This window comes from Bradyrhizobium sp. WSM471, from assembly GCF_000244915.1.
GTDB lineage: Bacteria > Pseudomonadota > Alphaproteobacteria > Rhizobiales > Xanthobacteraceae > Bradyrhizobium.
On record NZ_CM001442.1, the window covers coordinates 6,444,527 to 6,467,406 of the forward strand.

25 protein-coding genes are annotated in these 22,880 nt (G+C 64.1%); 5 read left to right on the forward strand and 20 right to left on the reverse strand.

The annotated features are described in order from the left end of the window. Nucleotides 1-6: 6 nt before the first annotated feature. From BRA471DRAFT_RS29335 to motA, 20 genes are all read right to left on the reverse strand, one after another. On the reverse strand, nucleotides 7-720 hold the full coding sequence (locus BRA471DRAFT_RS29335) for a hypothetical protein (RefSeq protein WP_007613945.1): 714 nt from the start codon (nucleotides 718-720) through the stop codon (nucleotides 7-9). After that, nucleotides 717-2,348 (reverse strand): flagellar basal-body MS-ring/collar protein FliF, encoded by a 1,632-nt coding sequence (gene fliF, locus BRA471DRAFT_RS29340; protein WP_007613946.1) that lies wholly within the window; start codon nucleotides 2,346-2,348, stop codon nucleotides 717-719. Before fliF ends, BRA471DRAFT_RS29335 begins: the two co-directional genes overlap by 4 nt. Before the next feature lie 304 nt (nucleotides 2,349-2,652). Then, nucleotides 2,653-3,564 carry a flagellin gene (locus BRA471DRAFT_RS29345; RefSeq protein ID WP_007613947.1) on the reverse strand — a complete coding sequence of 304 codons (912 nt, stop codon included), beginning with the start codon at nucleotides 3,562-3,564 and terminating at the stop codon, nucleotides 2,653-2,655. 268 nt (nucleotides 3,565-3,832) lie between these two features. Beyond that, nucleotides 3,833-4,741, reverse strand: coding sequence for a flagellin (locus tag BRA471DRAFT_RS29350; RefSeq protein ID WP_007613948.1), 909 nt, complete (start codon nucleotides 4,739-4,741; stop codon nucleotides 3,833-3,835). A gap of 264 nt (nucleotides 4,742-5,005) precedes the next feature. Next, nucleotides 5,006-5,746, reverse strand: a complete 741-nt coding sequence (gene fliP, locus BRA471DRAFT_RS29355) for a flagellar type III secretion system pore protein FliP (RefSeq protein ID WP_007595877.1) — start codon at nucleotides 5,744-5,746, stop codon at nucleotides 5,006-5,008. Further along, a complete protein-coding gene (locus BRA471DRAFT_RS29360; protein WP_007613949.1) occupies nucleotides 5,743-6,186 on the reverse strand; it encodes a flagellar basal body-associated FliL family protein in 444 nt (147 codons plus the stop codon). The genes fliP and BRA471DRAFT_RS29360 overlap by 4 nt, the downstream gene beginning before the upstream one ends. A 42-nt stretch (nucleotides 6,187-6,228) precedes the next feature. After that, nucleotides 6,229-6,924, reverse strand: a complete 696-nt coding sequence (flgH, locus tag BRA471DRAFT_RS29365) for a flagellar basal body L-ring protein FlgH (protein WP_007613950.1) — start codon at nucleotides 6,922-6,924, stop codon at nucleotides 6,229-6,231. Next, entirely contained in the window at nucleotides 6,925-7,683 is a 759-nt protein-coding gene (locus BRA471DRAFT_RS29370; protein WP_007613951.1) for a MotE family protein, read from the reverse strand. It lies immediately after the preceding gene. Between the two features lie 64 nt (nucleotides 7,684-7,747). Further along, entirely contained in the window at nucleotides 7,748-8,878 is a 1,131-nt protein-coding gene (flgI, locus tag BRA471DRAFT_RS29375) for a flagellar basal body P-ring protein FlgI (protein WP_007595884.1), read from the reverse strand. Beyond that, nucleotides 8,875-9,351, reverse strand: a complete 477-nt coding sequence (gene flgA, locus BRA471DRAFT_RS29380; RefSeq protein WP_083843280.1) for a flagellar basal body P-ring formation chaperone FlgA — start codon at nucleotides 9,349-9,351, stop codon at nucleotides 8,875-8,877. Before flgA ends, flgI begins: the two co-directional genes overlap by 4 nt. Before the next feature lie 13 nt (nucleotides 9,352-9,364). Further along, entirely contained in the window at nucleotides 9,365-10,153 is a 789-nt protein-coding gene (gene flgG, locus BRA471DRAFT_RS29385) for a flagellar basal-body rod protein FlgG (protein ID WP_007613959.1), read from the reverse strand. 15 nt (nucleotides 10,154-10,168) lie between these two features. Beyond that, nucleotides 10,169-10,498, reverse strand: a complete 330-nt coding sequence (locus BRA471DRAFT_RS29390; RefSeq protein ID WP_007613960.1) for a flagellar hook-basal body complex protein FliE — start codon at nucleotides 10,496-10,498, stop codon at nucleotides 10,169-10,171. Nucleotides 10,499-10,500: 2 nt separating this feature from the next. After that, nucleotides 10,501-10,917 carry a flagellar basal body rod protein FlgC gene (flgC, locus tag BRA471DRAFT_RS29395; RefSeq protein WP_007613963.1) on the reverse strand — a complete coding sequence of 139 codons (417 nt, stop codon included), beginning with the start codon at nucleotides 10,915-10,917 and terminating at the stop codon, nucleotides 10,501-10,503. A gap of 11 nt (nucleotides 10,918-10,928) precedes the next feature. Next, nucleotides 10,929-11,309 carry a flagellar basal body rod protein FlgB gene (gene flgB / locus BRA471DRAFT_RS29400; RefSeq protein ID WP_007613964.1) on the reverse strand — a complete coding sequence of 127 codons (381 nt, stop codon included), beginning with the start codon at nucleotides 11,307-11,309 and terminating at the stop codon, nucleotides 10,929-10,931. Nucleotides 11,310-11,394: 85 nt separating this feature from the next. Then, nucleotides 11,395-12,480 (reverse strand): flagellar biosynthesis protein FlhB, encoded by a 1,086-nt coding sequence (flhB, locus tag BRA471DRAFT_RS29405; RefSeq protein WP_007613967.1) that lies wholly within the window; start codon nucleotides 12,478-12,480, stop codon nucleotides 11,395-11,397. Nucleotides 12,481-12,493: 13 nt separating this feature from the next. Then, nucleotides 12,494-13,534 (reverse strand): flagellar motor switch protein FliG, encoded by a 1,041-nt coding sequence (locus tag BRA471DRAFT_RS29410; RefSeq protein WP_027570476.1) that lies wholly within the window; start codon nucleotides 13,532-13,534, stop codon nucleotides 12,494-12,496. Between the two features lie 2 nt (nucleotides 13,535-13,536). Continuing rightward, nucleotides 13,537-13,917, reverse strand: a complete 381-nt coding sequence (gene fliN / locus BRA471DRAFT_RS29415; RefSeq protein ID WP_007613969.1) for a flagellar motor switch protein FliN — start codon at nucleotides 13,915-13,917, stop codon at nucleotides 13,537-13,539. 76 nt (nucleotides 13,918-13,993) lie between these two features. Next, complete coding sequence (locus BRA471DRAFT_RS29420) at nucleotides 13,994-14,308, reverse strand: hypothetical protein (RefSeq protein WP_007613970.1); 315 nt, start codon at nucleotides 14,306-14,308, stop codon at nucleotides 13,994-13,996. After that, complete coding sequence (locus tag BRA471DRAFT_RS29425; protein ID WP_007613971.1) at nucleotides 14,289-15,227, reverse strand: flagellar motor switch protein FliM; 939 nt, start codon at nucleotides 15,225-15,227, stop codon at nucleotides 14,289-14,291. Before BRA471DRAFT_RS29425 ends, BRA471DRAFT_RS29420 begins: the two co-directional genes overlap by 20 nt. Next, the gene (gene motA / locus BRA471DRAFT_RS29430; RefSeq protein ID WP_007613972.1) at nucleotides 15,224-16,123 is read right to left on the reverse strand and encodes a flagellar motor stator protein MotA; all 900 of its coding nucleotides are present in this window, start codon (nucleotides 16,121-16,123) and stop codon (nucleotides 15,224-15,226) included. Before motA ends, BRA471DRAFT_RS29425 begins: the two co-directional genes overlap by 4 nt. Before the next feature lie 142 nt (nucleotides 16,124-16,265). Here motA and BRA471DRAFT_RS29435 point away from each other — a divergent pair, with 142 nt between their 5' ends. The 5 genes from BRA471DRAFT_RS29435 (at nucleotide 16,266) to BRA471DRAFT_RS29455 (ending at nucleotide 22,816) form a co-directional block, all read left to right on the forward strand. After that, nucleotides 16,266-17,054, forward strand: a complete 789-nt coding sequence (locus BRA471DRAFT_RS29435) for a DUF1217 domain-containing protein (protein ID WP_007613973.1) — start codon at nucleotides 16,266-16,268, stop codon at nucleotides 17,052-17,054. 3 nt (nucleotides 17,055-17,057) lie between these two features. Continuing rightward, nucleotides 17,058-17,786: a flagellar basal-body rod protein FlgF gene (gene flgF, locus BRA471DRAFT_RS29440; RefSeq protein ID WP_007595915.1), complete on the forward strand. Its 729-nt coding sequence runs from the start codon at nucleotides 17,058-17,060 to the stop codon at nucleotides 17,784-17,786. 36 nt (nucleotides 17,787-17,822) lie between these two features. Further along, a complete protein-coding gene (fliI, locus tag BRA471DRAFT_RS29445) occupies nucleotides 17,823-19,148 on the forward strand; it encodes a flagellar protein export ATPase FliI (protein WP_007613975.1) in 1,326 nt (441 codons plus the stop codon). A gap of 855 nt (nucleotides 19,149-20,003) precedes the next feature. Further along, complete coding sequence (locus BRA471DRAFT_RS29450; protein ID WP_007613976.1) at nucleotides 20,004-20,639, forward strand: MarR family winged helix-turn-helix transcriptional regulator; 636 nt, start codon at nucleotides 20,004-20,006, stop codon at nucleotides 20,637-20,639. A gap of 1,112 nt (nucleotides 20,640-21,751) precedes the next feature. Continuing rightward, nucleotides 21,752-22,816: a ketopantoate reductase family protein gene (locus BRA471DRAFT_RS29455; RefSeq protein WP_007595931.1), complete on the forward strand. Its 1,065-nt coding sequence runs from the start codon at nucleotides 21,752-21,754 to the stop codon at nucleotides 22,814-22,816. Nucleotides 22,817-22,880: the final 64 nt, after the last annotated feature.

The window sequence follows — 22,880 nt, forward strand, 5'->3', positions numbered from 1 at the left end:
GACGGACTACCGGCGCGCCTCTTTCAGGCGCTCGCTCCAGGCCGTGATCTGCGTCTCGATCACGGTCTGGTCGGCCACGACGCGAACCTCAAAAGTATCGGCGGCCTCATACTCGAAGCCGGTTCGCCGGGCCGTCCCGAGCTGCGTCTTCACCAGGTCGAGCAGTTCGCTCGGGCCGGTGACCTTGAACACCGGCACCGGCGAATTGCCGGTCAGCGCCGCAATCTGCTCGACCAGCGACCCGATCGCCTTGTCGCGGACCGCATCGGCGAGGAACGGCAGCAATATCCGCGCAACGGAGCTCGCGATGTTGGTCTCGATTTCGCGGCAAGCCGTCTCGAAGCCGCTGACGACCGCCACTGCCTGCTGGTCGGACCACTTGGCCCGCTCTTCGCCGAGCCGGATCGCGCTGCGAACTCTTTCCTCGGCGATCCTGGACTCGCCCTCCGCGACGCCGGCCGCATGGCCGCGCCGAAAGGCATCGTCCAGGAGATTGACCGCCGGTGCCTCCGCCTTCGGCGCCGGAGGCGGCGACTGAAGCTGCGGCTGCGACTGCGGTTGCGAATGGGTCTGAGGCTGCGGCTGAGGCTGAGGCTCGCGCCGGGCTTCCTTCGGCCTCGTCAGCACATCCTGGATCTTGGGCGGCGGCGGAGGCGGAGGCGATTTGACCCGCCCGTTCGCGTCGAACTGCGTCAGGAGCTTTCCGATTGCCGCGTTCATGCCGCCTCCTCGCGTCGCATCCAGTCCTTAAGAATCGCTGCCGCCTGCATCTGATCGAGACGGACGATCTGCTCCAACCGCTTCTGCGGCGTTCGTTGCATCTTGCCTTCGAGGTCTTCGACCAGGTTGAGCTCGGCCTCTTCGCTGTCCGCCAATGCAAGGGCGCCGGCGGCCGACTCGAGTTGGGCAGCTTCCGCCGCCTCGGTCTGCTCCTGCGCCGCGCGATGGGTCAAAATGCCGTTGACCGCAGGACGAAGTCCGAACCACACCAGCATCGAAGCTACGGCCAGGATCGTGACTGCGTTGATGACGCTGCCGAGCTGCTTGTTGATCATCTCGACGAAGCTGATCGGCGGCACCGGCGCCAGTTCGCGCGAGCCCTCGATGAAATCGACGGCCGTCACCTGGATCTGGTCGCCGCGCGCCTTGTCCAGCCCGCCGGCCGTGGCCGCGAGTTGGCTGATCTCGGCGAGCTTGCTGTCGACGATGGCCTGGTTGCTCTTGTCCCCGAGGTCGGCAATGAGCCGCCCGCGGTTGACCAGCACGGCAATGAACAGCTTTTTCACCGAATAGCCGTCGCTCACCGTCGTCGTGGTCTTGGACGAGACCTCGAAATTGGTGACGTCCTCGCGGCGGGTCTTGTCCTCGCTGGAACTTTTGGTGCCGCCGGCGTTCACCTGTTGGTCGGGAAGATTCTGCTGCACCGTGGTCGGCTGCGAACGATCTGCGTTCTGCGACTTCTCGTTCTCGCGAACGTTCCGCACCGAGCGTTCGGCGCGGCTTTCGGGATCGTAGACGGTCTCGTTGGTCTGACGCTTGTCGGTGGAGAGCTGCGATGCCACGCTCACTTCGAAATTGTCGAGGCCCAGATACGGCGTCAGCGCCTTGCGGATGTTCTCCTGCACCATGCCGCCGACCGTCTTCTGCAGGCTCGCCATCTTGGTCGGGGCAGCAGTAGCCTCGTCCTCTTCGGCAAGCAGCATCGAACCGTCGGCGTCCAGCACCGTGACCTTGTCGCGGCTCATGCCCGGAATGGCCGCCGCGACGAGATGACGGATCGACTGCGCCGTGCGCGCCTCGATTGCGCCGTCGGTCCGCAGCACGACCGATGCGGAAGGTGGCTGCTGCGTCGCGCGGAACGACCCCCGCACCGGCATCACGATATGCACCCGCGCCGCCTTCACGCCCTTCATCAACTGCACCGTGCGCGCGATTTCGCCTTCCAGCGCCCGGAGCTTGGTGACCTCCTGCATGAACGAGGTCAAACCGAGCGAGCCGATCTTGTCGAACAGCTCGTAGCCGGAATTGGCGCTGGTCGGCAGTCCCTTCTCGGCGAGCAGCATCCGCGCTTGCATGGTCTGGCTCGGACGCACCGAGACCGCGTCACCGGCGGTGTTGACGTCGAAGGTGATGTTTTGCTCGCGGAGCGCGGCACCCATGCGCGTCACGTCTTCGCGGGAAAGGCCCGTATAGAGCGTTTCGAATTCAGGCCGGCTCAGATAATAGGCGCCGCCCACGACGGTGACGAGAACGGCGAAACCGATCAATCCCAAAGCCATCAGGCGTCGCGGCCCAAGCTCCAGCAGATTATTGAGCAGTTGCTGTACCTGCGCACGACTGAGCAGCATGTGACCTCGTACCAATGCGAACGTAGAGGACACTCTGCTGCCAACCTTGCCTGAAGGTTGCGCGAGACCACGAATGTATCGGTTCGCCGGCGAGGCGTTGCAATTTTACAAGAGAGCGAGTGACGCAATCGCGCGCGTCTGCAACAGGCGGACGGCCGGTTGCATCGCCGTGCGATCGACGACGGCATGTTGCCTGGGATGCGGCGTCAGAAGATCGATGTGGGCACGTCGTGTGCCGTCAGATCCGCCGTTCATGGCGGAGACCGTGCTCCCTGGGGAGCACGGTCGTTTTCGAAGCCGCGGCTTAGCGGAACAGCGACAGGATGCTCTGGCTGTTCTGGTTGGCGATCGAGAGCGCCTGAACGCCGAGCTGCTGCTGGGTCTGGAGCGCCTGAAGGCGGGTCGATTCCGCGTTCATGTCGGCGTCGACGAGCTGGCCGACACCGCGGTCCACGGAGTCCATCAGGGTCTTGACGAACTCCGTGTTGGTCGCGAGGCGGTTCTTGACAGCACCGAGATTGGCGGCGGCCGAGGCCACCGAGTTGATGCCAGCGGTGACCTGCGCGATGTAGCCGTCGAGCGTGGTCTGGTCAGCTGCCGAGTCGGTCAGCGCGGAGATGCTCATCGTGTCGATCGACGGAGAGGTCGAACCGGCCGTGTCCAGAATGCCGCCCTGCGCCGAGGTGTAGAGCGAGTAGTTGGCGGTGGTCACCGTGATGGAGCCGATGGTGGGCGTGCCGCCGACACGCGAGTACGACGACACGAGGTTGAAGGTCGTCGGCGTGGTGGCGGTCGTGCTCAGCCAGTTGATGCCGTTGAAGGTCGCCGAGTTGGCCTTGAGCTTCATGTCCTGCTGGATCTGGGTGATGTCAGCCTGGATCTTGGTCCGGTCGATACCGGCGGTCTTGGCTTCGACCAGCAGCGCCTGGAGCTTGGTCAGGCCGGAGTCCTTGTCGCCGATGACCGAGGTCAGAGCAGTATATTCGGTGTCGACGGTCGCAGCCGACAGACCGAGCGAGTCGGAGACCGCGGAGAGCGCGGCGTTGTCGGAGCGCATCGACGTCGCGATCGACCAGTAGGCAGCGTTGTCCGAGGCGGTCGAGACGCGCATACCGGTCGAGATCCGGTTCTGCGTCGTCGCGAGCTGCGAGCTGACGTTGCGAAGGGTCTGCAGCGCGGTCATTGCAGACGAGTTGGTGAGGAGGCTAGAACCCATTTTGATGTCCCTTTGGAGATTGGATTGAGTTTGGGGACATACCGGACTTGCACCGGTACGGCAGGGCGGCGTCATGCCTTTGGGCTGCGCAAAAGCGTCAAGGCCCAACCTGTCGTAACGGGGACGATAGCCCGCGAAGCTTGTGCGAGGCTTGTGGCTCTGTGTCTTTGCCGCAACAAGGCGCGGCCGAAATGACGGCGCGCGACGTCACGCCAAAAAAAGGGCCGCGCTTCGCGAGAAGCGCGGCCCTCCGAAGATCGTTTGAGGCTTAGCGGAACAGCGAGAGAATGCTCTGGCTGCTGCTATTGGCGATCGAGAGCGCCTGGACGCCGAGCTGCTGCTGGACCTGGAGGGCCGACAGGCGGGTGGACTCCTGGTTCATGTCGGCGTCGACGAGCTGGCCGATACCGCGATCCACGGAGTCCATCAGCGACTTCACGAAGTCCGTGTTGGTCGAGAGGCGGTTCTTGACGGCACCGAGGTTGGCGGCGGCCGAGGCCACCGAGTTGATGCCAGCGGTGACCTGCGCGATGTAACCATCGAGCGTGGTCTGGTCAGCTGCCGAGTCGGTCAGCGCGGAGATGCTCATCGTGTCGATCGACGGAGAGGTCGAACCGGCCGTGTCCAGAATGCCGCCCTGCGCCGAGGTGTAGAGCGAGTAGTTGGCGGTGGTCACCGTGATGGAACCGATGGTGGGCGTGCCGCCGACACGCGAGTACGACGAGACGAGGCTGAAGGTTGTCGGCGTGGTGGCGGTCGTGCTCAGCCAGTTGATCCCGTTGAAGGTCGCCGCATTGGCTGTCGCCTTCATCTGCTGCTGGATCTGGGTGACGTCGGCCTGGATCTTGCTGCGGTCGATACCGGCGGTCTTGGCTTCGACCAGCAGGGACTGGAGCTTGGTCAGGCCGGAGTCCTTGTCGCCGATGACCGTGGTCAGAGCGGTATATTCGGTGTCGACGGTTGCGGCCGACAGACCGAGCGAGTCGGAGACCGCCGAGAGCGCGGCGTTGTCGGCGCGCATCGAGGTCGCGATCGACCAGTAGGCGGCGTTGTCCGAAGCGGTCGAGACGCGCTGGCCGGTGGAGATGCGGGTCTGCGTGGTGGAGAGCTGCGAGCTCACAGACCGCAAGGTCTGGAGTGCGGTCATGGCGGTCGAGTTCGTAAGCAGGCTTGACATTGCGAATGTCCCTTTATGTACGCGTTACATTTTCACGAGGGGACATACCGGGCTTTCACCGGTACGGAGGGGCGGCATCATGCCTTTGGACTGATGTGGGTGGGGTCCAACCCGCCGTGCCGCATTGCTAACACGCAGAAGCTTGCGCGCAGATTAAGATCGGCTTGAATTACGCAGTAAAATCAGATGGTTAACATTACCTACTGCTAACCATAGGCCGGTACTTCTCGCTAACCATAGCCATCCGGCTCGCGCTCGTTGCCGTCACGAGAACGACCGCACCAGCCCTGAGGCGAGCAGGTTCCAGCCGTCGATCAGCACGAAGAACAGCATCTTGAACGGCAGTGCGAGGATCGTTGGCGGCATCATCATCATGCCCATCGACATTGTCAGCGTCGCCACGATCATGTCGATGACGAGGAACGGCAGGATGATGAGAAATCCGATCTCGAACGAACGTCTGAGCTCGGAAATCATGAAGGCCGGAATGATGACGCGCATGTCGACGCGCTTGTCGTCGAACTTCCTGCGGAAGCTCTCCGCGGCGAGCGATTCGAAGGTCTGCAGATCCTTGTCGCGAACATGGGCCAGCATGAATTCGCGGAACGGATCGGTGATCTTCAGATAGGCCTCTTCCTCCGAGATCTCGTTCTTCATCAGCGGCTGGATGCCGGTTTCCCAGGCGCGGTCGAAGGTCGGCGCCATCACGTAGAAGGTCATGAACAGCGCAAGGCTGATCAGCACCAGATTGGCCGGCGTGGTCTGGAGGCCGAGACCGGCCCGCAGGAACGACAGCGCCACCGCAAATCGCGTGAAGCTCGTTACCATGATGAGCAGTCCCGGCGCCACCGACAGCACCGTGATCACCGCCATCAACTGGATGATCCGGCCACTGGTCGAGCCGTTGCCCGGCGGCAGCAGCGAATTGAGGTCCGGAATCTGGGCCAGTGCCACTTCGGGCAGCACGACCAGGAGCAACGCAAGCAGCAGGACTCTCAGTTTCACTGAATCACCAACGTCTCAATGATCAATTCGCGGATCTTGCCCGAGGAGCGGATATTGGCGCGTTCGGTCAGGTCGTCGCGCAGGTGCTGAAGCCCGCGCGATCCCTCGAACTGCGCCACCGTCGCCGACCGCAGATAGGTGACGATGTCCTCGCTGATATGGGCCGCCAGGATGCCGGCATCCTCGTCGCTCATGCTGTCGGTCACCATGGAGGCTTCGATGCGGGCCCAGTTGTTGGCCGGCGCGCCAAGATTGGTCACGATCGGGGACAGCTTCCTGAGCCGCGCGCTGCCGGCGTAGCTGGAGGCAAGAGGCGGCGGCGTGGCGGTTTTCTTCGCATCGGCAACGCGCTCGGCGGCCGCAAACAGATGCAGGCCGGCAAGCGCGCCCGCGCCGATCGCGACCAGGGTCAGCACCACGATGGCCGCAATCAGGCGCATGACGTCCCCTGCCCTCGTGACACGGCCCGACGGTCGCGCATCTCAGAACGGTGCCACGGCGTCATAGATCCGATGTCCCCATCCGGGCTGCTGCACGTCAGACAGATTTCCGCGACCGCCATAGGCCACGCGCGCCTCGGCGATCTTCTCGTAGGAGATCGTGTTGGTTCGCGAGATATCGCGTGGACGCACGATGCCGCCGACGTTGAGCACGCGCATTTCCGTGTTGACCTTGAATTCCTGCGAGCCGCTGATCATCATATTGCCGTTCGGCAACACGTCGGTGACGACGGCCGCGATCGACAGCTTGATATCCTCTGTGCGGTCGATCTGGCCGTTGCCCTTGATCTGGGTGTTGGTGTTGAGGTTGGCGCTCGTCGAGCCCTTGTCCTGCCATCCCGCGACGTCCATCAGCCAGTCGAGTCCGAACTTGATCTGCGAATCGCGCGAGCGGTCGGTCTTATTGTCGAGCTTGGCCTTGTCCTGCATCGAGATGATCACCGTCACGACGTCACCGGTGCGGCGGGCACGCGGATCGCGGTAGAGATCGGTGCCGTCGTCCCAGGTCGAGCGATAGCTGACGGGTGAGCGCATGCGGGGCGTCACGGGAATCGGATCGGCCTGCGTCCTCAGGCCGCTCCCGACCGGCGACAATCGCGGGCCGGTCAGGACCTCGGCCGGATCAGTGACGCATCCGGCAAGCGATAACAGCGAGAGGATGAGGATCAGATTCTTCATCTATTTGGTCTTTCCGTCATCCACGCGACGCATCCCGCCGAGCAGATCGGCGAGGTGCGCCGCGCGCCCCGTCTCCATCTCGTTGAAGATTGCGCTCGAGCTCCTCGGGCTGAGCTTTGCGAGCACGGCCGCGGCCGTCTCGTCCGCCATCCCGGCGATCTGGGTTGCGGCGGCGTCCGGCTTCATGCGCGAGTAGATCTCAACGACGCTCGCTTCGGCCTTCTTTAGGAAGTCGTCGCGCAACGCCATCCACTTCTCATATTCCGCGCGCTTGGCCTCGACCTCGGCGATCCGCTCGCGAAGCTGGATCTCGGCCTTCTCCAGCTCCTTGAGCTGCCAGGCCAACCTTGCATCGACGGCGGGGTCGGCGACATTGCTGCAGAACAGGGCGACTTCGTTGTCCGCGGTTGCAGCGGCCTGGGGCGGTACCGGCTTCGGCGGCGCCGTGACGCTGCCGGGCTTGGCCGGTCGCGGCGCGGCTGTGGGTGCCGGCGCGGGCTTCTCGGAGGCCGGCACGGCACCCGTGGTCACTGGTCCCGAATCTTCGGCTGCCCACGCCGTCGCCCGCATCGACGCATTGTCGCTCGGGATCGATGAGATCGGCTTCTGCGGGGCAGGCGTGCGGGCGCGCGCGAAGGACAGCAGGTTGAGCGGCTTCGACGGCTTGGCCTCATCCAGCGCCAGAACGGGCGAAGCGCTCGCGAGCGCGGAGGCCGCGACCAGGAGGAGGAGTTTGGCTTTATGATCCAGCTTCAACATCGGCCCGCGTGCGATTCTCGGTCGAGAGAGCATTGAGCGACCAAGCTTGCACGGCGCTTACGCGTCATTGCACGATGACATCCGCCTGGAGGGCGCCGGCCGTCTTGATCGCCTGGAGGATCGCGATGATGCCGGATGGTTTCAGGCCGATCTGGTTCAGGCCGCGCACCAAGCGCTGGAGATCGACGCCGCTCAGGATCGCCACCTGCGATCCGGCCTCGTTGGCCTCGACCACGGTCTGGGGCACGACCACCGTCTGCCCTTTCGAGAACGGCGCCGGTTGCGATACCACGGGAAGCTCGGTGACGCGGACCGTCAGATTGCCGTGCGTCACGGCAACGGTCGATATCCGTACGTCGCGTCCGATCACCACCGTACCGGTACGTTCGTTGATCACGACCCGCGCCGGCGTGTCCGGCTCGACCGTCAGCTCGCCGATTTCGGCGAGGAAGCGGACCGGGCCGATGTGGCGCGGCTTCGACAGCACGATGGTGCGGTAGTCGCGCTCGAAGGCGATCTGCGCGCGGTAGCGTCCGCCCGCGTAGCGGTTGATGGCGTCGAGAATTCGCGTAGCAGTGACGAAGTCAGGGTTCTTGAGCTCCAGCACGAGATACTCCATTTCATGGAGACTACCCTGCACCTCGCGCTCGACCAGCGCGCCATTCGGGATGCGGCCCGCGGTCGGCGTGCCCTGGCTGACGTTCTGGGCCTGGCCCCCGACGCTATAGCCGGCGACCGTGACCGCGCCTTGCGCCACCGCGTAGACCGCACCGTCCGCCGCGCGCAGCGACGTCATCACCAGGGTGCCGCCGAGCAGCGAGGTCGCATCGCCGAGCGAGGACACGGTCACGTCCATGCGCTCGCCCGCACCGATCGAAGGCTGCAGGTCCGCGGTCACCATGACGGCCGCGACGTTGCGCGTGCGCAGCGTCGTCGGACGCGGCGGATTGTTGGTGCTGGTGGTCTCGTTCCTGACATTGATGCCCATGTTCTCGAGCATCGATTGCAGGGACTGCTCCGTGAACGGCGCATTGCGGAGCGTGTCGCCGGTGCCGTTCAGGCCGATGACGAGGCCGTAGCCGACGATCTGGTTCTCGCGCAATCCCTTGATGTCCGCGATGTCCTTGATGCGGACGGCGGCCTGGGCGCTGGCGGCGGAAACGAGCAGGACGAGCGCAAGCAGGACTCTGGTCATGACCCGTCCAAGACCTTGACGGTGCCGTCCGGCTGGACGACGCCCCTGATGATCACGCCCGTATCGGTATTTCGTATCGGGATCAGCGCGCCGGGCGCACCCGACTGCATCGCTGCGCCATAGGTCACGATCGACAGGCCGCTGTCTTCGACCACGACCTTGACCATCGCGCCGCGGGCGACCGTCCAGGGATCCTCCACCGAGTTGGTCGGGATCGGCTGGCCGGGCAGCAGCGCGCGGCGCGCCATGCGGCCGACCAGGACCTGGCGTCCTTCGATGAACATGGCGACGCCGAGCACGTTCGGCGCGAAGGCGCGCTCGGTGATCATGTCGTCCCGGATCAGCTCACCGGCGCGGATCGAAACGGCCGGCACGGGAAGCCGCTTCTCCTCGGCCGCGGCGAGACGCGCCGAGACGAGAACCAGCAGCACGGCGGCCAACCCGCGCATGATCGAGCCCATCCTGTTCAACATGGATACACCGGAACTAGCGCATGCCCTTCGAGACCGTCTGGGCCATTTCATCCGAGGCCTGGATGACCTTGGCATTCATTTCGTAGGCGCGCTGGGCAGAGATCAACTCGGTGATTTCCTTGACCGGGTCGACGTTCGAGGCTTCGAGATATTGCTGGTTGATCTTGCCGTAGCCGGAATCGCCGGGCAGCCCGACGACCGGCGTGCCCGACGCCGTGGTCTCGCGATAGAGATTGCTGCCCAGCGGTTCGAGGCCGGCCTCGTTGGCGAAATTGGCGAGGTTGAGCTGACCGATCTGCCGCGGGTTCACTTCGGTGTCCAGCTTGGCGAACATCTGTCCAGTCTGGTTGACCGTGACCTGAACTGTCCCCTGCGGCACCGTGATGGCCGGATCCAGCAAGTAGCCATCGATCGTGACGAGCTGGCCGTTGGCATTGGTATTGAACGAACCTGCGCGGGTGTATTGCACCTCGTTGTTCGGGCCTAGCACCTGAAACCAGCCGCGTCCGTTGATCGCCATGTCGTAGGGATTGCCGGTCTGGGTGAGCGCGCCCTGGATGTGCAGCTTGCGGATCGCCGCCGACTTGACGCCGAGGCCAAGATTGGCGCCTTCCGGGATCGGCGAGGAGCCGCTGGTGTTCGCAACGCCCTGCATGCGGTCCATTTGATAGAACAGATCGGTGAATTCGGCCCGCGCCCGCTTGTACGAGGTCGAGTTGATGTTGGCGATATTGTTCGCGATGACTTCGATGTTGGTCTGCTGGGCGTTCATGCCCGTGGCCGCGATGGCAAGCGATTTCACAGCGTCACTCCTTGATCAGATCGACATCCGAACGACTTCCTGGTAGGCCTGCACGACCTTGTCGCGAACTGCGACCGCCGTCTGCAAGGCCTGCTCGGCCGACATCAGAGCCTCCACAACACGCCGCGTCGATTCCTTGCCCTGCATCGCCGAGATCGAGGCCGCCTCGCCCGCCTTCAGTGTCCCGATCGCGTCCGTCGTCACTTGCTTCATGACCGATTCGAATCCGACGTCGCCGCCGGACTGGATCGCGGGTGTGGCCGCCGACGAGATGGCCTGCGTCTCGGTCGCGCGGCTTGCCGCCTGCCCGGCCGAGATCGCCGTGGATGAAATCGCTTCAAGCATTATCAGCTCCTCAGCAGGTCGATGGTCATGCCCAGCATCGACCTCACCTGTTTCACGACCTGCAGATTGGCTTCATAGGACCGGTTGACTTCCCGCATGTCCGCCATCTCGATCATCATGTTGACGTTCGGCAGCTTGACGTAGCCGGCCTTGTCGGCGGCGGGATGCCCCGGCTCGTACTCCACGCGGTATGGGGTAGTGTCGACCCCGATTTCCTTGACCTTCGCCAGCTGTGCGCCCGAGGCGCGGTCCATCGCGGCATCGAAGGTGATCGTCTTGCGTTGATAGGGATCGGCGCCGGCGACGCGCCCCGTCGACGTCGCGTTGGCGAGGTTCTCCGAGACGATGCGCATGCGCGTCGACTGCGCTTCGAGCCCGGAGCTCGCGACCGTCAACGAGGATTGCAATGAGTCCAGCATGTCAGTTCACCTCAGGTCTTCGCGCTCGACAGCAGCATGCGGTGAAAAGACCGCACGATAGCCGAGTTCATCGAGTAATCGCGACTGACGTCGCTGCCCTTGATCATTTCCTGCTCGAGACTGACGGAGTTGCCGGAGTGAACCACGTCCCAGCTGTCCTTCTTCGCGGTCGCCCGCGTGTCGCTCTCGGTCGGGGAGAGCTGCAGGTGCGACGGCGACGTGGTCGCCAGTCTCACCGGCGTGTTGTCGAGCACCTTGTTGAAGGGCTCGACGTCGCGCGCCTTGAAGCCCGGCGTGTTGGCGTTGGCCACGTTGGTGGCGATCGTCGATTGGCGGAGCTCGAGGTATCGCGCCTGCGACGATGCGAGTTCGAAGAGATAGAGCGGTCCCACGGCAGCACCATTCTGGTTCAGACGGTGTAACCTTAGGGTCGCAAGCTTTCGTCAGGCTGATGGAAGGGACGCCGTCCTCGGAATTCTACTGGACCTTCTCGGACCGCGGCGTCTGCTTGGACTGCAGGAAGTAGATGATCTCGGCGACCGGCCGGAAGAACTCCGCCGGAATCACCTGGTCGACCTGAACCGCCTCGTAGAGCGCGCGCGCCAGCGCCTTGTTCTCGATCACCGGAATCCGGTTCTGCTCGGCGACTTCGCGGATCTTCAGCGCAATCACGTCCATGCCCTTCGCCACGACGATCGGCGCCGGATTTTCTTCGCGATTGTAGCGCAGCGCGATCGCGAAGTGCGTCGGGTTCGCGATCACCAGCGTCGCGCGCGATGCGGAGGCGATCATGCGCTGGCGCGAGCGGTCGCGCGCCAGCGAGCGCAGGCGCGCCTTGATCAGCGGATCGCCTTCGGCCTGCTTGTGCTCGTCCTTGATCTCCTGCCGCGTCATACGCAGCTCGCGCCGCCAGTGGAAGCGCGCCCAGGCCAGATCGACCGCGACCAGAACGATGGTCGCGATGCAGATCGCCGAGACGATTCGCATGGCGATGCTGAGAATCATCTCCGGCAGGGCGACCGGATCGGTGTACATCGCCTCGAACGCCTTCGCTTCCGACGAGCGCAGCACGAACGCGACGACGATAGTCACCGCGGCGAGCTTGAACAGCGACTTGGCGAACTCGACGAGGCCCTGCGATCCAAACAGCCGGCTCCAGCCACTGAGCGGAGAGATTCTCGAAAGGTCCGGCGTGATGCGCTGGAGCACCAGGCTGGGAGCATTCTGCAACAGCGAGGCTGCGAGCCCGAACGCCGCCAACGTGACGACCAGCGGCGTCAGGAACCGCAATCCCTGAAGACCGACCACGATGAGGAGATTCTGGGCGTCAGCCCCGGTGCTGAGAGGGAAGCCGTCGGGATCGTCGAGGAAGCCCGTCAGCATCGGCGTCAATTGCTGCACGCCCTGGCCGATCAGGAACGCCTGGATCACCATCAGCGCGGCCATCGAGGCGAAGATGGAAGCCTCCCGAGAGACCGGGATTTTGCCCTGTTCGAGCGCATCGCGGACTTTCTTCTCGGTCGGCTCTTCTGTCTTGCTCTCCTGATCGGTTGTTTCTGCCATGCCCGTTCAGCGGTCAGCGAAAGACCAGCTCATCCTCCTGCTCGGGGTTGAGCTCGATTTCGCCCTTTTCCGCAAGGTCGAGCGCGAGGTCCGTGATCACGCGCCGCGCCTCCAGCACGTCGCGCTGGTTCGACGGTTCGCCGATGGCGAGTTCGTGCTCGACGACCCGGCGGACGCGCGAGGCGACCGAGGACAGGATCATCTCGCGGAAGTGCTTGTCGGTGCCCTTCAGCGCGATGACGATGCGATCGGTCGGCACCTGGTCGAAGATCATGGTGCGCGCCTTCGGCGTCAGGTTGGTCACGTCGTCGAAGGTGAAGAGCAGCTCCTTCAGCACTTCGGCCGACTTCGGCCGCTTCTCCGACAGGCTCTTCAGCATGTCCTCGATATGTCCGCGCTCCATCTTGTTGATGATGTCGGCGACGCGGGCATAGGTGTCCGCGCCGAGGTTGCGGGCGAAGTTCAGCGTCAAATCCTCATGCAGCGTCTTCTCGAGGACCCTCATGGCGTCGTCGACGATCGGCTTGAGGCTGAGCACGCGCCGCATCAGCTCGTTGCGCAGGCTCGACGGCAGCTGGCTCATGACCTTGGCGGCGCAGGACGGCTTGACCTTGGACAGGATCAGCGCCGCGGTCTGCGGATGCTCCTTGGAGAGATAGCTTGCCAGCGAGTTTTCCGACACCGACGAGACGCGGTCCCACACGGACCGGCTCGAATTGCCGAGCAGGTCCGACATGATGGCCGAGACCTGGTCGGCCGGAAGTACGTCCCCGAGCACCGCTTCCAGGCCACCGAGGGTGCCGAGAATATTGGCGCCCATCGAGAATTGCTGGGCGAACTCCTCGACGATCGCTTCGAGTTCCTGCGCCGTGATCGGCCGCAGCTCGGCCGCGGCTTTTGTAACGGTGCGGATATCCTGCGGCTCGAACTGCGCGAGCACGCTCGCGGCCGCCTGCCGGCCCATGGCGAGCAGGAGTGCCGCGACCTTCTCCGTTCCGCCCAGCGTGGCGACGCCTCGCTGCTTGATAGGGGCCATGCCGACCTGTGCCGCCATGGTCAGGTATCACCCTGTCCCAACGGCCCGACAATTTCGGTGAGTGAGACGCCGAAGCGGGAATTGTCTTCTTCGACCACGACCACCTCGCCGCGGGCGACGACGCGGCCGTTGACGACGACGTCGACGGGTTCGCCGACCCGGTGGTCGAGCGGAACCACCGCGCCGCGGCCGAGCTTCATCAGGTTTGCCACCGGAATGGTCGCCGATCCCAGCACCACCTGCATGGTCACGGGAATGCGCAGGATGGCATCGACATTGGCGAATTTGCCAGTCTCCTCCGCAGTGCGCGCGGCGATCTCCGCCAGCCGCTCCAGCGGAGATGTCTCGGTATGCCCGTCGTCGGACGCCGATGCTGACTCATAGTCGAAGGATTGCGCCATCTGGTATCGCCTCTTGGTATTTCCGCTCACGGAGCGCCGCGACGTTCCGATCGTATTTATTCCGCCGGCTTCGACTTCAATGCTTGTTCACGTCGGCGCCGCCCGCGGTCGCCGCGGATGCGAGCCCGCTCCTCGCATCGAGCGCCGCGATCGCCTCGTGGGCCTGATCGATCTTCGTGCTCAGCACGTTGGCGAGCCGCCCGAGATTTGCGGTGGAATCATGCGCCGCGGTGATGACCGTGTCGAACGCGCCCGCCGTCTCCAGGACGATGGTCGAGAACTCGCCCTGGTAGCTGCGCAACCGCGCCAGCTCGCGATGCATCCGGGTCACCCGCATGCTGGTGAAGGCGAGCGCTATCAGCAGCACGGCATCAACGAGATAGGATATCATCGACGAACTCCCGTTTCTGATCGACGGGATCTGCCACCTGCATGGCGTAATAGCCATCAAGCTGGCCGATCTGACACCAGAACAGCACCTGGTTGTTGCTCTCGAGTCGAGCCAGCGTGCGCGGCGTGGCTTCGAGCTCGAGCACCTGTCCGACCTGGAACTTCACGACGTCGCCGAGCGAAATCATCTTCTCGTCCAGCACGGCGCTCAGCGTCACCTCGGTGCGGTGAACCTCGGTCTCCATCTGCTCGCGCCAGCGCGGATCGGCGGCGCGGCCGTCGCTGACGACGACGGTCGCGAGCTTCTGCCTGAGCGGGTTGAGCGCGGAGTGCGGAATGATGAGGAACATCTGACCGCCGCGGTAGAGCGCCTGCAGCATGATGTTCGCGCAGATCGACATGTTGCCGCTCCGCCCGATCGCCAGCGAGGCCATGGCGGTCTCGACCCGCTCCACGCGGAAGGTGACGTTGGAGGTGCCCGCGAAAGCGGATTGCAACGCCTTGGCGAACCGCTCGAATAGCGCCTGGACCAGGCGGATCTCGATGTTCGAGAAGCTGCGCTCGACGTCGAGCGGCGGTTCGGCGCCGTCGGAGCCGAACATCGCCTCGACCATCGTGAACACGAAGTCGCGGTCGAGCATGATGATGATGCGGGAGTCCCACTGCTCGGCATAGAGCACGGCCGCAACCGCGTTGGCCTCGTAGTCCTTGATGATGTCGCCGACACGATCGTTGGTGATGCCGTTGACCGAGAAATAGCATGGCGTTCCAGCCATCGGCTGCAGGCTGTCCGTGCACGATGCTGCCATGCGATCGAAGATCACATTGAGCATCGGCATGCGTTCGATCGAGATGCCGGCGGCGTCCAGCAGATAGTTCGGCAGCGGCTTGCGCTGATCGACGTCGAGGGCTTCCATCATGATGCGCGCGCAGCCTTCGGTTCAACCTCGGTCACGACCGCCTTGGGGCCCGCGATCGTCTCGTTCTCGACGACGTCGATCGAGGGCCGCTCGGGGCTCGCAATCATCTTGCGGCCGTGCTCGACGGCGATCTGCGGCATGGCGCCGTTCATGAACGCCAGCAGCGTCTGCTTGACGATGATGTAGGGCCGGCAACGCTTCTCCCGCGTCATCTTCACCTTCATCGCGAAGGGCGAAATGATGCCGTAGGACAGGAAAATGCCGGCGAAAGTGCCGACGAGGGCGGCGCCGATGAAGCCGCCCAGCAGCTTCGGCGACTGGTCAAGCGCGCCCATGGCCTTGATGACGCCGAGCACCGCGGCGACGATGCCGAGCGCAGGCAGAGCTTCCGAGACCACCACCAGCGCGTGGTAGGGCGCCAGCTTGCTCTTCACGATGGTGTGGATCTCTTCGTCCATCAGCGCTTCGATCTCGTGCGTTCGCGCGTTACCCATGATGATGAGGCGGACGTAGTCGCAGATGAACTGCAGCAGCGACGGATCTCCGAGCACGCTCGGGAACGCCTTGAAGATCTCGGAGGACGCGGGATCGTCGATATGCGCCTCGACCTCGTTGCGGCCCTTGCCCCGCAGCTCCCGCATCAGCGCGTGCAGCGCGCCGAGCAGATCGAGATAGTAGCGCTGACCGGGCACCGCTCCCGTCACTGCCTGCACGCAGGCAAGCCCGGTATCCGCGACCGTCTTCCAGGGATTGGCCATGATGAAGGTGCCGGCCGCGGTGCCCATGATGATCACGAACTCCCACGGCTGCATGAGCACGCCCAGATGCCCGCCCATGGCGGCGAATCCGCCCAGCAGTGCCGCTACCGTGATGACGATCCCCACGAAACTGCCCAACGCGCCGCTCCATCACCGATCCCATCGGGAATATCTAGTCGGCGAGCCTTGCGCGAGGCTGGCTTCCCCCTCGCCAGCCTCGCGCAAGCAATTCACGGCAGCTTGGGACGACGTCGCGAGAGCGGCCAGAGGGGCGCGGGTCATGCTATCCACCATCGCGGACTACACCAGACTGACCAAGGACATGGGCAAGTCGCTGACACAGGTCGCGACGCAGCCGGACGTCAGCCGCGACACCGATTACTTCCTCAGCCACATCGGCAACGTGAAGACGATCGACGACTTCCTGAAGGACTATCGCCTCTATTCCTACGCGATGAAGGCATATGGCCTCGGCGACATGGCCTATGCCAAGGCGTTCATGCGCAAGGTGCTGACCGAGGGTATCGCCGACAACAAGACCTTCGCCAACAAGCTGACCGACACCCGCTACCGGCAATTCGCCGCCGCGTTCAATTTCGCAGCCCTCGGCGACAAGGCCACCCAAACCGCCGCGGCCACGACCGGCACGGCGACCCAATACGTCACGCAGACGATGGAGGAGAAGGCCGGCGACCAGAACGAGGGCCTGCGGCTGGCGCTCTATTTCACGCGCAAGGCCTCCACGATCACCAATTCCTACCAGATCCTCGCGGACAAGGCGATGACGCAAGTGGTCCAGACGGCGCTCGGCCTGCCGTCGACGATCAGTTCGGCTGATATCGATGCCCAAGCCAAGATGATCACGAGCAAGATCAACCTCACCGATTTCCAGGACCCGGCCAAGGTCACCAAATTCGTGCAGCGCTTCGCGGCGATGTGGGATGCGACCCAGGCCCAGAGCGACGCCTCGACCAACCCGGCGCTGGTCCTGATCGGCGGCGCCGCACCGTCGATCGGCATGGACACCAACGTGCTCACGACACTTCAGAACATCAAGTTCAACAGGTAAGTCATGCAATCGGCCCTCTATGTAGGATTGTCGGCGCAGGTCGCCCTCGAAAAACGTCTCCAGACGATCGCCAACAACGTCGCCAACGTCAACACGGCGGCGTTCCGCACCGACGTGGTGAAGTTCGAGACCGTGCTGTCCAAGGCGGGCGCGAACCCGGTCGCCTTCTCCTCGCCCGGCGACAACATCATCTCGCGCGAGATGGGCAGCATCACGGAGAGCGGCAACCCGCTCGACGTCGCCGTGGTCGGACAGGGCTGGATCGCATTCGCCGGTCCGAACGGCACGGTCTATACGCGCGACGGCCGTCTCCAGATCGCCGCCAACGGCGACCTTCAGACCGTGTCCGGCTTCCCCGTCATCGATTCCGGCGGCGCGCAGATCACCCTCGATCCGAACGGCGGACCGGTCTCGATCGCGCGCAGCGGCGCGATCACCCAGGACAACAACGAGATCGGCACCATCGGCCTGTTCAACATTCCCGCCGACGCCAATCTCGACCGCTACGGCAATTCGGGCGTCACGCCCAACCGGCCTGCGACCGCCATCGCCGACTTCTCCCGCGACGGCTTCAAGCAGGGCTATGTCGAGGGCTCCGGGGCCAATCCGATGATGGAATTGACGAAGCTGATCGCGGCCTCGCGCGCCTTCGACGGCACCAATTCGATGATCGAAGGCACCGAGAGCTCGCTCCAGAACGCAATCCGGACGCTGGGCGAACCCGGCAAATAGACTGCGCCCCGCGCGCATTGAGGTTGGACGGTTTCCTTGAACGCTCTTCGGCAACTTGAGTGGGCGCTGCTGGAGCTTCAGCAGAGCACTCCCCTGGCAAGCGTCAGCGGCGCGATCTCCGAGATCGCTTCGACGCATTTCCGCGTCTCCGGCCTGTCGCGCTTCGTCAGGCTCGGCGAACTGATCGGCGTCAACTCCGGCGGCAGGCCCCAGATCGGCGAGGTGGTGCGGATCGACAGCGAGGGCATCATCGCCAAGCCGTTCGACCGGCAGTTCGCTGGCGGCCTCGGCTCGGTCGCCTACCGGATGCCCCCCCTGTCCTTCGCGCCCGATCCAAGCTGGAAGGGTCGCGTCATCAACGCGCTCGGGGCGCCGCTGGACGGACAGGGCCCTCTCACCCCCGGATCGCGTCCGGTCTCGGCCGAGGCGGAGGCGCCTTCGGCCATGAAGCGCGCGCGGGTCCACAAGCCGCTGCGCACCGGCGTACGCGTCATCGACCTGTTCTCCCCGATCTGTGCCGGCCAGCGCGTCGGCATCTTTGCCGGCTCCGGTGTCGGTAAATCGACACTGCTTGCGATGCTCGCCCGCAGTCAGGGTTTTGACACGGTCGTGCTGGCCCTGGTGGGCGAGCGCGGCCGCGAGGTGCGCGAGTTCATCGAGGACGTGCTGGGCGCCGATCGTCACCGCGCTGTCACGATCGTGTCGACGGGAGACGAGAGCCCGATGATGCGGCGACTGGCGCCGAAGACGGCCATGGCGGTCGCCGAATATTTCCGAGACCGGGGCGAATCGGTCCTGCTCATGGTCGATTCGATCACCCGCTTCGCCCACGCCGCCCGTGAAGTGGCGCTCGCCGCCGGTGAGCCCGCGGTCGCGCGCGGCTACGCACCCACCGTCTTCACCGATCTGCCGCGCCTTCTGGAGCGCGCCGGACCCGGCGAGGAGGGGTCCGGGACGATCACCGGGATTTTCTCCGTGCTGGTGGACGGCGACGATCACAACGAGCCGATCGCCGATACCATCCGCAGCACACTCGATGGACACATCGTGCTCTCCAGGCACATCGCCGACCAGGCGCGTTACCCGGCGGTGGACGTTCTGGGTTCGGTCTCGCGCCTCGCCCATAATGTCTGGGACCCCGAAGAGCGCGAATTGGTGAGCAAGCTGCGCGCCATGATCGCCAAATACGAGGACACGCGCGACCTTCGCCTGATGGGTGGATACCAGGCGGGACGTGATTCGGGTCTGGACCAGGCGGTCGACATGGTCCCGAGGATCTACGGCGCGATGCGGCAGGACGCCTCGGCTCCGCCAAGCGCCGATCCGTTCCGCGAGTTGCGGGACATGCTCAAGGGCGACTAGCAAGTCTCAGCATGAGTCGGGGCGCGAGGCGCCCCGCGATCACTCGCTCCTTGTTTTCGACAGGCGATTGCGCATGCCGCCACGCTTCCAGCGCATGCGCATACGCGCCCTTCTCCGGCTTCCACCGTGATCGCCTCCACCGTTCGGGTGAGGAAAATTGCGCAGCCGCGCCGAATGCGACTGAACCGGCGATCCCTCGATAGGGGCTGGACAACCGCCGCGTGCAATTCCTGTGAGTTCCCTCGGACAATCCTTGGCAGAACGCACAAGTTGTGGATGACATGCCGACGTACATCGTCGTCATGCACAAGCTTCGATCAACTTGCATCAACGACGGCCAACAACGTGCCGTGCAATGAAACTGTCGCATAGTCGCGTGCATGTTGCTGGTGGGACATTGCGTTCACCATCATGTGTCCCCGAAGCGCGAGATTGTCTTGAACGTTACATTCGCCTGCGACCACATCCAGTCTCCGAGAGGGTCTCTACTTGATTTTGTTGAGAAGCTCATTCATCGTTTCGTCGAAGATAAGAAACGTCTGCGTATGACTTGAACCTTAGGGGCTTCGGTTGAACTACTCCGATCCATCGTCTGCTGGCGACGGCTATTCGGGCTCCCGTACGACGACGCCGCGAATGGCATACCAACAGCAACATCACCTCCCGCGCCATAGCTTGCAGTGCTCATCAGTCCAGGTCGGGCGCCGGGCAGGCCGTGCCTTCACGCCAGAGAAGAGCACGGTGCATATGTCGGGCGTTGCGGTCAGTACGGCTTCTCGCAAACGGCTGGTACGCAACGACGGAAGGCGGCTCCGGGGCGCCGCAAACGTGATTCCCGGGGCAAGGTAGGAATTCATGCCATTGGCAAGAGAAGCCGTCGAGCTGCTGGTTCAGGCGGCGAGGGCTTGGTATTTCGAAGGCAATCAGCATGGGTTGCGCGACCGGGAATGGATGGCGCTGCGCTTTCTCGGCCGGGCGAACAGGTTTTCACGCACGCCGTCCGCGCTCGCCGGCTTCATCGGCGCCACCAGGGCGACCGCATCGCAGATCGTGAAAACGCTGGAGAGCAAGTCTTTCCTGGTGCGAAAGCCGTCGCACGAGGACAAGCGTTCTGTCGTGCTGCACGTCACGGCGCAGGGCGAAAAGTGCCTGAACCAGCACGATCCGATCAATCACGTGCTGAACGCGGTCACGGCGCTCGGACCAGACGAGTGCGTCAGGCTGCGCGATTCGCTGCGCGAGATCCTCAATCACCTCGACGCGGCACATCAGCGGCTCGATGCCAGCATCTGCCGAGACTGCATGTTTCTCGCCGAACGCGGGCCGGGTACCGGCAAGGGACGCGCAACGGCCGAATTCATGTGCCGGCTGTATCGCGCCCCGGTTTCGCTCGAGGAGACCGAACTGCTCTGCACCAGTTTCGAGCGCACCCGCGACCGTCCCAAGATCGAGGAGCATCTCGACCGCGCGCGCGTGGCGAACCAGAGGTGAGGCACGCGTAGATTCCGCAGGCCGAGCTTGCGCTGAACTTGCGGACAATTTCGTCTCTCGTGTCCCGGACAAGCTGCAGCGCGAAGCGTTGCAGCGCAGAGCCGGGATCCACATGACGACACGGTCCAATGTCGCGACATGGGCCCCGGCTCTGCAGCGCACCGCAAGGGCGCTGCGCTGCGTCCGGGGCACGAGAGTGAAATCCATCGTCGCATTCGTATCTAACTTGCACATACAGCTTCTCATCCTCGCGGCGCGTTTCGCCCGAGCTTTGCCTGGTCATTCCACCCTCTTGTCCAAGAGGGCGCAGGGAAGGCCGGGTGCTGACCTCGCACCCGCGGTCCGCTGCGCGAAAAGCACACGCAGGAAAACCGCACAGCAGCATACAGGTGGTGCCAATCACTCGGCCTTCCCTGCGCGATGGTTGGACGGCTTATGCCGTGCTCTCCCGGGAGCCGAACTTTCCTTCTGGCCTCCCTCGCCTCGCGAATTTGGATGATGCTGTCCGCCCGGTTGGGCTCGCACACACCTCCGCGAAAACTTGACCGTAGCAACGACGGCCAGGACCACACGGTTTTGCCGTACGCACGGCCCGCCATTTCGCCGCAGTTTTTCCAGCCCTGTCGACCAAGCCGGAAACTTACAGACGAGACGAAGCCTAGCAGCGCCGCTCGTCCGCAGGCGGTTGCGGGCTCACAGGGACTACCCGCCCTGCCCGCACCTCTCATGCCGACGCTGCCGCGTCCACTGCAAGCCCGGCTCGCAATCAAGACGACAACGAGATCGCCCCTCAAGGATGAGCCGGGATGACCGACACATACGACAAAACCGAATTTCGGTAAAGCAGAATATTTTTGCGTGCGCGGATTGACAGGGGGCGACACAGAGGCGGTCGCATAGCCGGATGGAGCGCAAGCGTAATCCGGGAAGGTGCCGAATGCCGCGCGAGCCGCCCGGGATCGCGCTGCGCTCCATCGGGCCATGTCATATTCGCCCAGCCCTTGCATCCATTATACCAGTTGCCATCCTCACGCACTTTGCCTTACATGCCCGCCAAACTCGCCCGCGGATGATGGCCGGGCTCATCACACAAATCGTCAAAGGGACGAGACATGGCGCGTAACATCCTGATTCTCGGGGCTTCCTACGGTTCCCTGCTGGGCACGAAGCTGCTGATGGCGGGGCACAACGTGACCCTGGTCTGCCGCGCCAAGACCGCGGAGCTGATCAACCGCGAGGGTACCGAGGTGCGCATCAAGTTGCGTGACGAGGCGGTTCACCGCGCCATCTTCTCGCGCGACCTGCCCGGCAAGCTCGACGCCGTGACACCCGCCAATGTGGATTTGTCGCGTTACGACATGGTCGGCCTTGCGATGCAGGAGCCGCAATACACCAACCACACGGTACGCGTTCTCATGGTCAGGATCGCGGCGGCGAAGTTGCCGTGCCTGTCGATCATGAACATGCCGCCGCTGCCCTATCTGAAGCGGATCCCCTCGCTCGCAGACATGGATCTCGAAGAGGCCTACACCAATGCGCAGGTGTGGGAGCGCTTCGAGCCCGGGCTGGTGACCCTGTGCTCGCCCGACCCGCAGGCGTTCCGTCCGCCGGAAGAGGCTGCGAACGTGCTCCACGTCGGCCTGCCCACGAATTTCAAGGCATCGGTGTTCGCGGACGAGAAGCACAACAAGGTGCTGCGCGAGCTCGAAGCCGACATCGACGCGGTGACCCTCGACGGTCACGACGTGCCGGTGAAGCTGAAGGTGTTCGATTCTCTGTTCGTGCCGCTGGCGAAATGGTCGATGCTGCTGACCGGCAACTACCGCTGCATCACGCCGCACGAGCCGCAGTCGATCCGCGATGCCGTGCACGGTGATCTCGCGCGCTCGCAAACGATCTACGAGCATGTCGACGCCATCGCCCGGCGTCTCGGCGCCGATCCGCAGGACCAGGTGCCGTTCGCGAAATACGCCAAGGCCGCCGAGAGCCTGCTGAAGCCGTCATCGGCCGCACGCGCGGTGGCCGGCGGCGCGCCCTTCATCGAGCGCGTGGACCTGCTGGTCAAGCTGATCTCGCATCAGCTCGGCGCGCCCAATGCAGAGATCGACCGCACGGTCGAGACCGTGGACCTGAAGCTCAACGAGAAGATCGTGCAGGGAGGATCGGGCGCGCTGTAGCGGGCCGCGATCCCCTTTGCCGGACTTCGCACACCCATCATTGACTGGGCGCATGCCGAGCGCA

Excerpts from the sequence above, each read along its gene's own strand:
- BRA471DRAFT_RS29425 (WP_007613971.1), bottom strand. The coding sequence starts at position 15,227 with ATGATGGAAGCCCTCGACGTCGATCAGCGCAAGCCGCTGCCGAACTAT.
- BRA471DRAFT_RS29390 (WP_007613960.1), bottom strand. The coding sequence starts at position 10,498 with ATGCTTGAAGCGATTTCATCCACGGCGATCTCGGCCGGGCAGGCGGCA.
- BRA471DRAFT_RS29420 (WP_007613970.1), bottom strand. The coding sequence starts at position 14,308 with ATGATATCCTATCTCGTTGATGCCGTGCTGCTGATAGCGCTCGCCTTC.
- flgF (WP_007595915.1), top strand. The coding sequence starts at position 17,058 with ATGCAATCGGCCCTCTATGTAGGATTGTCGGCGCAGGTCGCCCTCGAA.
- BRA471DRAFT_RS29455 (WP_007595931.1), top strand. The coding sequence starts at position 21,752 with ATGGCGCGTAACATCCTGATTCTCGGGGCTTCCTACGGTTCCCTGCTG.
- flgC (WP_007613963.1), bottom strand. The coding sequence starts at position 10,917 with ATGCTGGACTCATTGCAATCCTCGTTGACGGTCGCGAGCTCCGGGCTC.
- BRA471DRAFT_RS29345 (WP_007613947.1), bottom strand. The coding sequence starts at position 3,564 with ATGGGTTCTAGCCTCCTCACCAACTCGTCTGCAATGACCGCGCTGCAG.
- flgA (WP_083843280.1), bottom strand. The coding sequence starts at position 9,351 with ATGTTGAACAGGATGGGCTCGATCATGCGCGGGTTGGCCGCCGTGCTG.
- flgH (WP_007613950.1), bottom strand. The coding sequence starts at position 6,924 with ATGAAGAATCTGATCCTCATCCTCTCGCTGTTATCGCTTGCCGGATGC.
- BRA471DRAFT_RS29435 (WP_007613973.1), top strand. The coding sequence starts at position 16,266 with ATGCTATCCACCATCGCGGACTACACCAGACTGACCAAGGACATGGGC.
- fliN (WP_007613969.1), bottom strand. The coding sequence starts at position 13,917 with ATGGCGCAATCCTTCGACTATGAGTCAGCATCGGCGTCCGACGACGGG.
- flgI (WP_007595884.1), bottom strand. The coding sequence starts at position 8,878 with ATGACCAGAGTCCTGCTTGCGCTCGTCCTGCTCGTTTCCGCCGCCAGC.
- BRA471DRAFT_RS29410 (WP_027570476.1), bottom strand. The coding sequence starts at position 13,534 with ATGGCGGCACAGGTCGGCATGGCCCCTATCAAGCAGCGAGGCGTCGCC.
- flhB (WP_007613967.1), bottom strand. The coding sequence starts at position 12,480 with ATGGCAGAAACAACCGATCAGGAGAGCAAGACAGAAGAGCCGACCGAG.
- BRA471DRAFT_RS29370 (WP_007613951.1), bottom strand. The coding sequence starts at position 7,683 with ATGTTGAAGCTGGATCATAAAGCCAAACTCCTCCTCCTGGTCGCGGCC.
- fliF (WP_007613946.1), bottom strand. The coding sequence starts at position 2,348 with ATGCTGCTCAGTCGTGCGCAGGTACAGCAACTGCTCAATAATCTGCTG.
- BRA471DRAFT_RS29335 (WP_007613945.1), bottom strand. The coding sequence starts at position 720 with ATGAACGCGGCAATCGGAAAGCTCCTGACGCAGTTCGACGCGAACGGG.
- BRA471DRAFT_RS29350 (WP_007613948.1), bottom strand. The coding sequence starts at position 4,741 with ATGTCAAGCCTGCTTACGAACTCGACCGCCATGACCGCACTCCAGACC.
- BRA471DRAFT_RS29360 (WP_007613949.1), bottom strand. The coding sequence starts at position 6,186 with ATGCGCCTGATTGCGGCCATCGTGGTGCTGACCCTGGTCGCGATCGGC.
- BRA471DRAFT_RS29450 (WP_007613976.1), top strand. The coding sequence starts at position 20,004 with ATGCCATTGGCAAGAGAAGCCGTCGAGCTGCTGGTTCAGGCGGCGAGG.